Raw genomic sequence first — 13,810 nt, forward strand, 5'->3', positions numbered from 1 at the left:
ACTGTTGCATACTGCGCTGGTCCGGTAGTGTCTCGGACTCGTGGCATCGAGTGCGGCGGTTGGATCACCGAGGGATGTGTATCGATGGGGGACGATCACCGGGGTCGGTGTGGTCTTGGGCTATGCGGCGGTGCTGCTGGCGAATGGCCGGCACTTCTATACCGATGACACCGAATCCCAGTACGGGCCGATGTGGGTCATGCTCGGTCGGCAGCTACGGGAGGGGCGTTTTCCCGCGCTGGTGCCGTGGGAGTGGATGTCGGGCAACTATGCGCTGGAAGAAGCCGGAATCTACAATCCGCCGCAGTTGCTGGTCGACCTGATCGCGCCGTCGGTCGACAACCTCGCGCTGTTCGTCACGGTGGTGAAGCTGGTCTTCTCGATCATCGCCGCGCTGGGGGTGTTCCGGATCTGTCTGGTATACGGCGCGCGTGCGCCTTGGGCGGCGGTCGCCGGGGTCGCGTTCACACTGAGTGGGTGGTTCCTGTTCTTCGACGAGGCCAGCTGGGCGACCTCGCTGACCGGCACCGCATGGATGGTGCACGCGTGGGCCGCGGCGTTGCGCTATTCGCGTGGCCGGGGCGGCCCGATCCCGGTCTTCGTATTCCTGTATCTGGCGATCTCGGTCCAATATGTCTTTCCCGCAGTCGAATCGGCATTGATGATCGGGGCGGTCGCCGTCGGCGAATTCTTCTACCACCGCGGGTGGCGACCCTCGATCCGGCTGCTGCTCGCGGCGGGATGCGCGGGACTTGCGGGCTTGGCGACCTATCTACCCGGCGTGCTGTCCTCGGCGGTCACCTGGCGCGGAAACGAGCGGGTGCTCAACGACCCGTTCCTGACGGTGCCGTGGTCGGAATCGCTGAATGCCAGCCTGCCCAGCACCGTGCCCGCATTCACCGGATGGTGGGGCTATATCCAGCCGCTGCCCATGGTGTACATCGCGTGGTTCCTGATTCCCGCGCTGGCATTCATCGATTGGCGGAGGGCGCTGAAATCGGCGCGGGACCTCGGTTCCATCGCGATCTTCGCGGCGGGAATGTTGATGTGGACCGCGGGGCCGGGCCGTATCGGCCCGCTGCGATGGCCCGCGAGGGTGTTGCCGATGCTCGCGCTCGGCTTGCTGGTGCTGGTGTGCGTACTACTCAGTCGGCACGGCACTTTCGAACAGTGGCGACGTCGTGGAACAGCTGCGGGGGTATTGATCGGTCTGCTGTTCCTGCGGTCGTTCTCGGCGGCGCCGGCACTGCTGGTGTGGCATCTCGTCGCGGTCGTCGCGGTGACCGCGCTCGGGGCCGCGGTGCTGTGGGTGATCCGCGCCCGAGGGGTGGCGGCGGCCTGCCTGCTGACCATCGTGGCGATGTTCCCGATCGCTTACTCGCAGGTGCGCGGCGCACCGCCGACGCCGATGTCGTACAACTTTCCGGAACGGCGGTCGCAGATGCAGGCGACGTTCCCCGATTTCCCCGGTGTCACACTGCAACTCGCCGATCGCGCACTCGTGCAGCCGAGCGATAAGAGCCTCGCCGGCGCATACGGGTCCCTCGCCTTCGGCAATTACGCCAAGAACCTGCCCTTGGACTACGTCAACGCGTACACCCCGATCGGATATGCCGCCTTCAGCGCGCTGCTGTGCATGGGTTGGGACGGCAGCACCTGTCCGGACGCCTACCGTCGCGCGTTTTCGACCGAATCCTCCACTGGCAAAACGATTGTCGATCTGATGAAGGTCGATCGAGTCGTCCTGCAGCGGGCCCAATTCCCCGATGCCCGCGACCACCCCGCACCACCGGGCTGGAAGTGGGTCGACTACCCGGGCCACGAACGCTATATCTGGGTACTCGAACGCGTCGACGGCCCGCTCTCGATCCGTAATGGACTGATCGCCGATGCCGAAGGCGTGGAAGCGAGTTCGGTGTCACGCGACAGTGTCACCAGCCGGATCCGGGTCACCTCACCCCGCGGCGGACGTGTCGTCTTCGCTCGCCTCGGCTGGCCGGGTTATCGAGTTACCCTCAACGGCACCGATATTCCGTTCACGACGGTGGCGGGCACCTTCATCGCCGTCGACATCCCGCCGAATACCGGCAACGCGGAATTGCTCCTGTCCTGGCGGCCACCCGGGTGGAAGCTCAGCAGTGCGACGGCACTTGCCGGACTCGCCGGGCTGGCTGCCTTGCAGTGGGCTCATGTCCGGCCCAGGCGTCGATTCCCGGACGAAGTGCCCGATCCCGATGAACCCGAGCGCGAGCCGGAACTGGTTGCCGCGCGCGGCTAACTAGAGCGGATACGCCTGCAGTCCCTCGGCGGCTCCGCACTCCTCCCCCGCGGTGGTGAACGCGGTCAGCGCTCGCACCAGCCCCTGCCGCTGAGCGGCGGGCATGGTCTGCACGACGCGGGCGATTTCGGCGCGACGTCGCGCGGTCACCTCGGCGACGACGTGACGTCCGTGCTCGGTGAGATCGACGATCTGCTCGCGACGGGACTGCGGATTGGGTTGCCGGGTAAGCAATTCCGCGGATACGAGTCGCTCGACCATCCTGGTCGCGGTCGAAGGCTGCACATCCAGTTGCTGCGCCAAGGTGGCCAGATTGCTCGGGCCTTGCGTTGCGAGGATCACCAGAGTACGGAACTGCGGCAGCGTGATCGTATCGTCGACGTGCGCGATCGAGCGGGCCGAGATGGCCATGAGCAGGCGGGACGCGGTCAGCAATGCGTCGGTGACCTCGTCGACCGAGTCCGATGGTGTCGAGCGGGCTGACGTCGCCATCATCCTCCTCCGTCGGTGCGACGTAAGGACCTTACCCGCTAGCTCAATCTTGCTTATGGCAACTATTGCACAGTGCCATCATCAGGATTAGATTGGACATACGCCCAAGGCGGTTGTCCAACCGACTCGGCGGAGGGGTATTCCGGTGGTCACAGCGGCTGAGCAGGGCCGGGAAACCCGGGCCCGATTGATGGCGGCGGCCACCGAACTGATCGCCGAACACGGTTGGGCCGCGGTGACCACCCGGATGGTGGCCGAGCGCGCCCGGCTGCGCCCCGGACTGGTGCACTACCACTTCACGTCGGTGACCGACCTGTTGATCGACGCTTCGCTACAGACAGCGCGCACCGAATACGAGAACGTCATGATCGGGGTGCTCGCGGCATCCGGGCCGGGCGCGATGCGCCAGATCCTCACCGCGATCAGTTCCTACATCTCAACCGATCCGGCAACGGTCGCCATGAGCGAGATGATGCTCGCCGCCACCCGGCACGAACGCCTGCGTCGCGAACTCGGCCGGTTCGTCGCCGAGGCCAGGGCCGCACTCGCCGAATGGTTCCGCGATCAACAGGTCGTGGCCGATCCGGCGGCGACCGCGGCCGTGGTGCCGGCCCTGATCGATGGCCTCATCCTGCACCGACTGATCGACCCGACGCTGAAATCGATCGATGTGACCGGCCCACTGCTGCGCGCGGCCGGACTGACCGAACCCATTGCGAGCGAAGGGAACTCCGGTGATCATCCACACGAAGGCGAGCGAGACCAGGACTGACCGGCCCCGTGGCGGGGCGACCTTGCGCGGAGTGCACCTCGTCATCGGCGCGATACCGCCACTGCTGGCGGTCGCCGCGGTAGTCGCCGCCGCGGCGCTGTCGCAGCTGCCCGCGGGCCGGCTCGTGCAACGCATCGACGTCGCCCGAGTGGTCCGTGAGCGGGCACGGTAACCTGCGAGGCCGATGTTTCGATCAGCGAAGAAGATGGGCACCTCAGATGGCTGATTTCGCCGAGCGGTTGAACAAGCTATTCGAAACCGTGCATCCCCCGGGCCGCCGCTCGCATACCAACGCGGAAGTCGCCGACGCGTTGACGAACTCCGGACACCCGATCTCGAAACCCTATCTGTCCCAATTGCGTTCGGGACAGCGCGCCAACCCGTCCAACGAGACCATGGCCGCCCTCGCCAAGTTCTTCAAGGTCAAACCGGACTACTTCTTCAACGACGTCTACGCCGCCAAAATCGACCACGACCTGGAATTGCTGTCTCAGCTCCAGGGCTACCACCTGCGCCGACTATCGAGCCGGGCTTTCGACCTTTCCGAGGAGTCACAGAATCTGCTCGCCACCATGGCGGAGAAGCTGCGGGCGAGCGAAGGACTACCGGCTGCGCCGTCGGACACCGGCGACTCAGGAGCCGACCAGGCATAACGCCGTGCCCAGTGGTTGGCTCGATGGAAAGTCGGCGAAGGTGCAGGCAACCAGGCTCGATCTCAGATACCAGGCGTCGGTGGCGTTTTCGGGATCGAGTCCGGTCAATTCGGCGATTCTGATGAGGCGGCGGCGGACGGCGCTGGTCGAGACGCCGAGCGTGCGGGCGGTCGGCGCGCGTTTGCCTTGTGCGGCGAAGTAGGTGCGGAGGGTGTCGAGGAGTCCGGGCTCGGCCCGCAGTGGCTCGAGGATCGCACGCAGGTGCTGGTAGCCGGGACCCGGCTGGATCAGTTGGTACTCATGTGCCAGATCTTCGAACCGGTGCAAACCGGGTCCGCGATCCAGGCGCAGGGCGAGGTCGAGCAGTTTGTGCACGCGGTCGGCGGCGTGGGAAATCCGGCCGCGCGGCGCTGCCGTGAATGTCGCGGTTATCGGTGCGGCAGCGGCGCGGGTCAGCCGAGCGACCAGGTCGTCCAGCCGTTCTTCGACATCGGCCGCGAATTCCGTTGGGATCAGGATGGTTCCGCCGTCCACGCTGAGTATCGATAGCACCTGGCATGCACGAAGGGTCGCCAGCTCGGCTTGGACGCGCCGCAGCTTGCGGCGCGCGACCACCCGGGAATCGAGTCGACGATCGTTCTCGTCGGGATGCGCTCCAAGCGCGACCGCGACCACGAAATAGGACGGCGAAAGTTCGGTGCCGCATCGTTGCGCCATCGCCAGATCCGCTTTTCCGGCCAGCAGCGCCGATACCAGGGTCTGCGCGGCGACTCTGCGATCACCGGTCATGGCACGCACTTCGCCGACGTACCCGCGCAGTATCGCGGTCGAAAGCGCCTGTGTCGCTTGGATGAGCCGGGCGCCATCGGTGCAGAAACCCTGCCGAACCGAGCGCGGCCTATCGGATGCGACGAGTTCGAAACCGGCTTTGATACCGGCATGCATGACGTGCTGGATCAGCGAGATCGGCAACTCCCGATCCGCCATTCTGGCCGCGATGGCCTCGAGCCGGGCGACGGTTCGCCCGGATACCGGCCGGCCTGTACGAATCGCGGTGGTGAGCCCCTCCAGGCCACAGCGCGCGACCGCGATCAGGTCGCTCTGGACGGCGCCATCGAGCCCTTCGCCCGGTACGCTTTCGAGTCGGTTCACGATCTTGCGCGACAATGCCGAGAAATTCGGCTCGATCGGATCATTCGTGACCGTCATGGCATTTCCCCGTTCGACTACACCGTCGGTCGGTCACGCTACGACAGATTCTCGGTGTGTGATACGCACCTGGCGGTCGATGGTGAAGCGACACAAAACCTTCGGCGGATTTCGATGACGCGCACCGGGCCGACGCTCACTCGTTCAGGGCGGCTTCGAATATCGGCGTGTCTCTACCAGGCGAAAGCAAGTGTTCGACTGCGGCGGAGGCGATTTCGTCGGTGATCGGAGCCGGAGGCAGCGCCGACATAGCGGGGCGGTCGGCCAGGGAGACCGTGCTCGTCGTGCGTCGCCAGGTCGCGCCGTCGGGGCGGTATTGGATCAGCCCGCGGCCCGAGTCGCGAATGCCGAACCGGTCGAGCATGGTTGCGACGATCTGGCGGCTCATGGCGGCCAGCTCGTGGGTGGGCCGGTTGCGGTGGATCCGGGTGCCGAGGTCCACCTGGCCGATCGCATGTGCGCCGTGGCGCTGCCAGGTATCGATGAGGATGCCGATCTCGACGCCGTAGCCGGGCGCGAACGGGAGGTTGGTCAACAGGTCTCGCGTCGCCGCGTATTCCCCGCCGAGCGGCTGCAGCACCTCCGCGAGTTCGGGGGCCAGCGCGGCAAGCAATGGACGCGCCACCAGTTGGGTGACGCGCCCGCCACCGTCGGCGTCCTCGAATGGATCGGTAGCCAGTGGCCGCCGATAGAAGCCTTTGACCAGCTTCAATTGCTCATCGAATAGCAGCGGCGCCACCAAGGCCGGTACGAATCGCGGGTCCGGCGCCACCAGGTCGGAGTCGTGGAAAACGATGACATCACCGTTTGCCACGGCCAGCGAACGCCACAGCACCTCGCCTTTGCCAGGGCGTGGCGACAGCCCCTCGAGGGCCTGCTCGCGGGTGTAGACCGCAGTCGCGCCGGCCGCTCGGGCTCGCACCATAGTGTCGTCGGTCGAGCCGGAGTCGATGACGATCAGTTCGTCGACGAGCGTGCCGACGAGCTCACGGATCGAGGCGATCACATCGGTGATGGTGTCCTGCTCGTTGAGCGCCGGGATGACGACGGAGATGATGCGCTCGCCTTTGCGGTCGACAAGCTCTGGCAGCGACCAGGTTCGCTGGAACCAGGTAATGCTGGTGCTCGTGTATCTCATCGGTGAATCCCTTTCCTCGAAGACCGCGGGGGTGTCAGATACCCGGGTCGAGCACGTTGGTGATCAGTTGCGGCCAGGTTTCGGCCCAGGGGCGGATCATGTGGTCGCAGCGCCAGATGACGATCTCGCGGTCGATACCGGGAAATCCGAGTCGATCATCGAGGCGCGCCACCGAAGTGACATCCGAAAATGTATGTCGCAAAACCGGTTCCGCTGTTTCAGGGGCGACGTACAGTGCCGTGTAGTCGGTGTCCGACGGCTGACCGAAGTAGGCGAATCCGCGGTTGGGGCTGTAGATCGGGGGCAGGTCAGGGCCGCCTAGTCGGTCCAGCGCACTTGCTTGCCAATATGTCTGCGTAACAATGACTATGTAAGCGCGCTCACCGAGATCGACTGTGTGGTAGGCGGTATCGACGGCCGCCGCCAGTTCCGACCAACCGCTGGTGCCGGATACGCGCATTCGGGTGGATAACTCGCTCTGCGTATTCGTCGGCCGATCCAGGGCAGTCGGCGATACCGGCAACAGAAACACCGCGGCCACAGCGATTGTCGCGGCGAGCGCGGACAGGGCGGTTCCCGTGGCCTGCGCCCACCGGCGGAACGCGCGGGTCTGCGCCCATACCGCACCTGCGGCGAACAAAACGGGAAGTAGCCCCGCGACGTAATACGCACGCGTCCCGGTCGCCAGCACGAAACCCGCTTGGACGGCGACAGTGACAACGATGAACAGATACGGGCGCAGTGCGCAATGCCTGATCAACGCCCAAATGCCAGCCAGCGCAAGGAATCCGGCGATGCCCGTATGCATGGCGAACTGCATCGGCAATCCGGCGATCGCACCGGTCGCGGCCTGCTGCTCGGCTCGTATCGTCGCGCCCATGGCCAGTTGCGGCCACCCGTGCCGCGCCTGCCACACCAGTCCCGGTAGGACCGTCACTACCGATAACCCGGCACCGAACCACACAGCAGGCCGGCGAAGCAGATCTCTCGGACCGAAAACAATGACACCGATGCCGATACCGGCGATCAGCACCGGAGCCAATAGTTTCACCTGTAGATCCAGCGCGACCAATGCGGCGGCCGCGATCAGGAGCCGATCGTTGCGAATCCGAATCCAGCGCATTGTCAACCAGATCAGCACCGAAACCAGCGTGGCATCGAGGGCGAAGGTCGACAGCGTGGCCGACTGGGTGATCGCGAACGGACAGCTGGCGTAGGCCAGTGCCGCCAGTACCTGCGCGAAACGCTCGCCGCCGAATTCGCGGGCCGACGCGGCGGCCGTCCCGATCGCGAGCAGCGCCGCCATGATCGACGGAATGCGCAGCGCGACAAGTGAACCCGTAGCAACCCAGTCCATGTATCGAGCGATGAGTGGTAGCAAAGGGCCCTGGTCGACGTAGCCGAAGGAGAGTCGATGACCGGCCGATAAGAAGTACAGTTCGTCACCGAAGTAGTCGTACCGGTCCGCTCGCACCAGCAGCACGACCGCGACGAGCCCGATGATCGCGCCCACCGGACGCAATGCGAACGGCGGCAGTGTATTTCGCAGATCAGCGTCATCCGCCCGGGTCGCGCTGGTCACCAGCGCCTCGTCGGCAAGGCAAGGGACAACGCGCAAAGCCGGACGGTCATGACAAGACGTCGACCCGCACGGCATAGTCACCGTCCGCGACCACAGCGGTAATGACCGCGGTCAGCGCCTTCGCATACCGGTCGACCGACGCGTGTGCCTGCGGGGTGTCCGGAAACATCAGGCTCAGCTTGGTGACATCGTTGAACCGGTTGATCCAGAGATAGACCTCGCTCGCGCCTGCCCGATTGCCGTACAGACCGCCGTTGATCCGATCGAACATTTCCGCGCCCGCCATCCTGCGGACATCGACATACGACAGCATCGGCGCGGCCCAGCCCGGCTTCGTCCGGATGCCCAGATCGGGTGTGACCAGCTCGAGCACCCGGTGCGGGGAAATATCGGTCAGCTCCTTGGCGCGCTCGGTTGCGTCCTGGACCGAGGCGACGAGGGAGGTGAAGGTGTCATCCGGCCGGATCGCCGCGGTGACCGGAATGAGGTTGGTGTACCAGCCCACCGAGGTAGCCTCGCCGGGTGTGGCTCGGGTATTGGCCGGGGTGAGTCCGAAATACCAATCCCGACCGGTCAATTCGAGCTCCGCCATGGCGAGCACGGTGAACAGTCCACCGATGAATCGGCCTCCGTGGTCCTGGCAGACCTGCTCGAAGCGCAATGCTTCGGCCTCGCTCATCAGCGGCAACGTCACCTGCGCACCGCGGATGTGGCCACCGCCGGTCAGTCCGAGATCCAGTGGAAACGACGGCATATCACCGTCATTGAGGTGCAGCAGCTCGACCCAATGCCGGATCTGTGGTGAGGCGAGCGTGAGTCGTTCATTGAGCCCGCGTTCGCGCGCACAGTATGCGAGGTGACCGTCGACGGGCGCGGAAGGCACTCTGCCGCCGGATAATTCGTTGCCGTACAGCGTCAGCAGATCCACACACGACAGCGCCTGCGCAACCCCGTCGGTATGCAGATGATCCACGGCGGCGAACACCGTAAACGAATCACCGTGATCGATCACGCCGAAGCTGAAGCAATCCCATTCGAACGGTCCCGGTGTTTCGGCCTGTACCCGCTCGCGAATCGCGTCGCTGTCGGTGAATTCGCCATGGTCGGTAGCGACGAATTCGATATCCTCCGGCCGCGCCACATGCCGCACGATCCGGCCGTCGGCGGTAAACGAAAACCAGCTCCAAAACGTGTCGTGCCTGCGCAGGAATGCGTTGCATGCGCGCGTCAGCGCATGGTGGACCGGAGCGCCGGGAATATCGAAGGCAATCATGCACAATCGCGAAGCGCGAACGCCCGCATCGGCATTGCGATACGCGGTCCGCAGATACGCCTCCTGCTGGTAAGAGGGGCCTGTCGCGTGTATCGGGGCGGTCCGCACCGCCGCCCGCGAACTCGGCGACGCCGTCCACGCGGTGAGCCGACCGCCCTCGGGATGCCATTCATCGAAGAAACCGAAATTGACCAATGGATGCCCTCAATTCGTGAAACCAGGAGAATCTCAGTCAACGGCATGTATTGCCCGTCGACCATGGCCGAGCTCGAACTTTGTGATGTTCCCCAGCAGCAATGGATTTCGCCGAAAGATCGTCCAAATAGCCTTATCCGCCCTGGTAATTGCCGACTATCGTGGCGACGGCATCGGGTAGTGGAAAGGAAGAGTCGAGTGCGAACTGCGACAAGGCTGATGGCGCTGATCTCCGCAGTGAGTATGGCCGCCGTGCCCGTGACCGCACGCTCGGACCCCAGCGGCCCGAGCACGGTCGCCGCGGCCATCGCCGCCGCTCGCCCCGCCGCCGACGGCTCCTCCCTCGTCGACATGGTCGAGAACCTGGACGGCATGTTCGACCTGCGCGTGCACTCGACCGCAATGGACACCGATATCCTCGTCAAAGTGCTTCGAGCACAGGATGGTTCGCTGCCGGCACCGACCCTGTACCTGCTCAACGGCGCCAGCGGTGGCGCGGATGCCAGCAGTTGGCCCGAACAGACGGATATCGTCGATTTCTTCCGCGACGAACAGGTCACGGTCGTCACCCCGATGGGTGGCAATGGCAGCTATTTCACCGATTGGCGCGACGACGATCCGATCCTCGGCCGCCAACGCTGGACCACCTTCCTGACCCAGGAACTACCGCCGATCATCGACTCGGCCTTCAACGGCAGCGGCGCCGATGCGATCGCGGGGATCTCCATGGCCGCAACATCGGTATTCCAGCTCGCGCTCGCGGCGCCCGGACGCTACCGCGCGATCGGCTCCTACAGCGGTTGCGTGCAGACCAGTGACCCGCTGGGCCAAGCCATGATCGATGCCGTCGTGCTGCGGTGGCGGGGAAATCCGATCAATATGTGGGGGCCGCCAAGCGATCCGGCCTGGGCCGCCAACGACCCCTATGTGCACGCCGAAATGCTGCGCGGCACAGCCGTTTACGTCTCGACCGGAACGGGCCTCCCCGGACCGCTCGATACCCTCGACGGTCACGGCATCCGAGGTAACGGTGGCAAACTCGTCGGCCAGCTCGTCAACGGCGGTGTGCTGGAGGCCATCACCAACCAGTGCGCGCACGCACTGCGCGACCGCCTCCAGCAGCTGAACATCCCCGCCACCTTCGACCTGCGTCCGACCGGCACCCACTCGTGGGGCTATTGGCAGGAAGATCTGCACAAGTCGTGGCCGATGATCCGCGACGCGCTGAACGGGTAGCGCACCATCTCAATTCAGCGCACCATCTCAATTCAACTGAGCGCCGACCCGGGCCATCGGCGGGGCCCAGCCGGGCCGCTGCGGACTGCCTTGCCTCGGCGGTGTCGGCGTGTTCGTCGCTGTTCGTTTGGCCCCGCTCAATGCTTGGTCGGTGAGAACCGTTTCGGAGATATGGCCACGAGCCACGCGGAGCAACTCTTGGTTGGCCGGATCAGCCAATACATCGTTGACGCTGCTCAAGATACGGTCCGCCTGCCTGCTTCCGATCTCCCCCAGCATGCGCTGGGCGGCGAGGGCGTCGTTCGCGAATGGACCACCGTGCAATGGGCGGCCCGCCGCGAGGGTGCCGCCACCAGCGACTGTTTGGAGATCCCTGGCCACGTCCTCCGTGGGTGTGCGCAGGTATGCAGCGACGAATCGGTTCTCGTCCGCATTAAGGGTGACGCCTGCGGGCGCCGAGCGCCGATACCGGAATGCGGCGGCCTGCAAGGTGGCGAGATCCGCGGCGACTTCGCCGGTAGAACTGCCACCCTCGAGGAGTCGAAGCGACGAGTCCTGGACACGTTGGACTGCGGCCACCACGCGGCCGAGATGGTTATTGCCGAGCGTCCAGCCCTTGGCGTTGTCATCGACGATCGACGACGAGCGAATGGCGTTGAACATGATGTCCTCGTCGGTGAATCCGGCGGCGAGCAATGCCGCCGGTGCATCGGTGATCTTCCCGCCGATATCCACCAAACCCTGTATCGCCGCGGCCGCGCCGCGAACGGTATTGATGCCGCCATTCGGCGCGGCAAGCGCGGCCTCCCTGGCCGCCCTCCCGAATACCGGCCGGTGCACGTACGCCTGGGCGTAGTAGCCCTCGGGGCCACCCATTCCCGGCGCGCCCCAGAATCCCCATTGCCCCAATTGTGCCGCCCGCTCCGTACGCGCGAACGGCCGCAGCGGTGAACGGGTCCGTCCCCACAGCCATTCGGTCGCAGGCGAATTGCTGACCGTGCTGAACGCGGCAAGAGCAGGCAGCATACCCATTCGCATGGAATGGCCCGCGCCGGCCGCTCCCATGCCGAGGGCGGTCGCGCTGCCACCCGAACCGCGTGCGCCACCACCGCTGCCCTGCACGGCAAGTGCGAACCGATTCGCGATCCACTCATTGCCACGGTCCAAACTTTTACTGAGGCGCTTGAGCTGAAGGATCGCCACGATTTCGAAGATCGCGCCGATGATGAACACCACCATGACCTGATCACCGGCGAGCTTGAACAGGTCCCCCAGGATCAGCACATAAACGCCGAGAAAGATGGTGTAGGCGGTCATGCGTGCCGCGGCGACGAAGCTGTCGACGACATTGCGGATCAGGAACGTCTGCGTGGGTCCGTACACGAATCCGCCTGCGGCGAAACCGAAGATCGACATCAATCCGTGGTAGATCGTGTCGAGTGCGGCCCGGATCACCTTGATCGCGAGCACGGCTCCGAAGGCGAGCAGGATCGCCCCGGCCAGCAGCAGCAAAAGGCCGGTGCCGATCTGCTCGAAATTCGGATTCTCGATCGATTCCTTGGCCGAACTGTCCCCGCAGGCGCCGATCCCCTTTTTCACCCGGTCTTCGCTGCGCGCCGTGACACCTGTCGACCACGCGGCACGGCATGAGGCCTGCTCGTCGACTACATGCCCGAAGTTCCAGACCTGCAGCGGACGACGAGCGAAGTTGTCGGTCAGCGTGCCCTGCATGGTCGCCACCATGTGGTGCGGATCGATATTGTTGTCGCCGTTGAGCCCGGCCGCCACCGAAATGCCGAGATCGCGGCCCTTCGCGAGCAGGCCGTCCGACGACAGCACATCGGCCAGCGGCTCGGCAAGGAATATCGGTCCCAGCAATCCGACCATGATCATGGTCACCACTTGCAGGGTTGCTTTGGAGTAGAGGCCGCGCACGACGAACCACGCGACGAAGAATGCGCCGATCGTCGCGGCGGTCACCAGCATGATCGGCGTCGCGACCTGTCCGGTCAGGCTGTGCGCCACACCGAGCAGTGCCTTCGAGAAGAGGTTCAGCCACTCGAAACTCAAGGCGTAGCCGATCAGCCAGATCGCCGTGATCACAATGATTTTCCAGCCCGCGAATTCCAGGCCGATCACCAGGGATATCGCGGTATTTCCCGGGCTCAGCACGCCGCCGTGGTCGGTGGCGAAGATATAGCCGGCGGCCTCGACGCCCGAGGAATCGGCGACATGAGTCCAGCCGAGTGCGGTACCTACCGACGATCCGGCGGACCGGGTACCGCTTTCGGCCGTAGCCGAGGCTGTAGCGCCGAGTAGACCAGGGAAGACGACCAGAACGAAGACAGTGAGCAGGACCCCGACCGTCCAGCGCCGCCGCCGCGTCGCGCGTATCCACGCACGACACCTTCGCAGCACTGCGGGCAACCGCCATCGGTCCGGATCCCAGTAATCCGATCTCCAGTTGTTCACGACCACAACCTGATTCGTTTCCGCGCACCCCCGGATCGCAGGCACGGCATGGCAAGACGAGCATCGAAGCGGACAAACCCTCGGAGCTGCTCAACAGTCTCCGGAAACGACAACTTCAAACGCTAACCACGCGCCGTGAACGACCCCCCTCCGATCAGTGAACGGAATACTGCGAAAACATCGGAGCCCGTTGGCTTTTCGTCTCCACATCGACGGCAGCTGTTCACCGTTCGTTCGCCCTGCGCGGTCGCGGAACATTCGCGCTGCCCGACGCATTATCGGGCGCGGATGCCGCCGTAACATCGCCTATGGTCAGGCTCGATCGAACGCCGAGCGCCCACGAAAGTGGCTGTAGCCCAGCATTTTCCAGAACTAGTGAGCAAACCTATCGGTCTGTCCCCATGTGCACCGCTAGCCCGATCGAGGAAGCGCGACGATTGCCCGCTCATCGCTGCGACCGAGAGTACGCGCCATCGCGAAAATCATTGAAACTCCCGATGTATACAAGGT

General features: G+C 64.8%; 11 protein-coding genes. 5 read left to right on the plus strand and 6 right to left on the minus strand.

Going from position 1 to position 13,810, the window contains the following annotated elements:
* Nucleotides 1-76: 76 nt before the first annotated feature.
* On the plus strand, nt 77-2,278 hold the full coding sequence (locus ACFYOW_RS25825; RefSeq protein WP_387291989.1) for a hypothetical protein: 2,202 nt from the start codon (nt 77-79) through the stop codon (nt 2,276-2,278).
* On the opposite strand, the gene ACFYOW_RS25830 is transcribed toward ACFYOW_RS25825, so the two are convergent.
* Complete coding sequence (locus ACFYOW_RS25830; RefSeq protein WP_387291991.1) at nt 2,279-2,773, minus strand: MarR family winged helix-turn-helix transcriptional regulator; 495 nt, start codon at nt 2,771-2,773, stop codon at nt 2,279-2,281.
* Nucleotides 2,774-2,915: 142 nt separating this feature from the next.
* On the opposite strand from ACFYOW_RS25830, the gene ACFYOW_RS25835 reads away from it, so the two are divergent.
* The 3 genes from ACFYOW_RS25835 to ACFYOW_RS25845 are packed head-to-tail and all read left to right on the plus strand — an operon-like array spanning nt 2,916 to nt 4,195.
* Nucleotides 2,916-3,542 carry a TetR/AcrR family transcriptional regulator gene (locus ACFYOW_RS25835; protein WP_387291993.1) on the plus strand — a complete coding sequence of 209 codons (627 nt, stop codon included), beginning with the start codon at nt 2,916-2,918 and terminating at the stop codon, nt 3,540-3,542.
* Between the two features lie 31 nt (nt 3,543-3,573).
* Nucleotides 3,574-3,714: a hypothetical protein gene (locus tag ACFYOW_RS25840; RefSeq protein ID WP_387291995.1), complete on the plus strand. Its 141-nt coding sequence runs from the start codon at nt 3,574-3,576 to the stop codon at nt 3,712-3,714.
* A gap of 46 nt (nt 3,715-3,760) precedes the next feature.
* Nucleotides 3,761-4,195: a helix-turn-helix domain-containing protein gene (locus ACFYOW_RS25845; RefSeq protein ID WP_387291997.1), complete on the plus strand. Its 435-nt coding sequence runs from the start codon at nt 3,761-3,763 to the stop codon at nt 4,193-4,195.
* On the opposite strand, the gene ACFYOW_RS25850 is transcribed toward ACFYOW_RS25845, so the two are convergent.
* The 4 genes from ACFYOW_RS25850 to ACFYOW_RS25865 all read right to left on the minus strand — a co-directional run bounded on the left by ACFYOW_RS25850 (nt 4,175) and on the right by ACFYOW_RS25865 (nt 9,592).
* The gene (locus ACFYOW_RS25850; protein WP_387291999.1) at nt 4,175-5,404 is read right to left on the minus strand and encodes a PucR family transcriptional regulator; all 1,230 of its coding nucleotides are present in this window, start codon (nt 5,402-5,404) and stop codon (nt 4,175-4,177) included. The two genes, ACFYOW_RS25845 and ACFYOW_RS25850, sit on opposite strands and share 21 nt — an antisense overlap.
* A gap of 136 nt (nt 5,405-5,540) precedes the next feature.
* Complete coding sequence (locus ACFYOW_RS25855) at nt 5,541-6,542, minus strand: glucosyl-3-phosphoglycerate synthase (protein WP_387292001.1); 1,002 nt, start codon at nt 6,540-6,542, stop codon at nt 5,541-5,543.
* Between the two features lie 34 nt (nt 6,543-6,576).
* Entirely contained in the window at nt 6,577-8,160 is a 1,584-nt protein-coding gene (locus ACFYOW_RS25860) for an ArnT family glycosyltransferase (RefSeq protein ID WP_387292003.1), read from the minus strand.
* A 10-nt stretch (nt 8,161-8,170) separates the two neighbouring features.
* Nucleotides 8,171-9,592, minus strand: a complete 1,422-nt coding sequence (locus tag ACFYOW_RS25865; RefSeq protein WP_387292005.1) for a condensation domain-containing protein — start codon at nt 9,590-9,592, stop codon at nt 8,171-8,173.
* Nucleotides 9,593-9,811: 219 nt separating this feature from the next.
* Here ACFYOW_RS25865 and ACFYOW_RS25870 point away from each other — a divergent pair, with 219 nt between their 5' ends.
* The gene (locus ACFYOW_RS25870; protein WP_387292411.1) at nt 9,812-10,828 is read left to right on the plus strand and encodes an alpha/beta hydrolase; all 1,017 of its coding nucleotides are present in this window, start codon (nt 9,812-9,814) and stop codon (nt 10,826-10,828) included.
* Nucleotides 10,829-10,855: 27 nt separating this feature from the next.
* Here ACFYOW_RS25870 and ACFYOW_RS25875 read toward each other — a convergent pair whose 3' ends face one another.
* Complete coding sequence (locus ACFYOW_RS25875) at nt 10,856-13,300, minus strand: hypothetical protein (RefSeq protein ID WP_387292007.1); 2,445 nt, start codon at nt 13,298-13,300, stop codon at nt 10,856-10,858.
* Nucleotides 13,301-13,810: the final 510 nt, after the last annotated feature.

The sequence above is a fragment of the Nocardia sp. NPDC006982 genome, from assembly GCF_042869435.1.
Lineage (GTDB): Bacteria > Actinomycetota > Actinomycetes > Mycobacteriales > Mycobacteriaceae > Nocardia.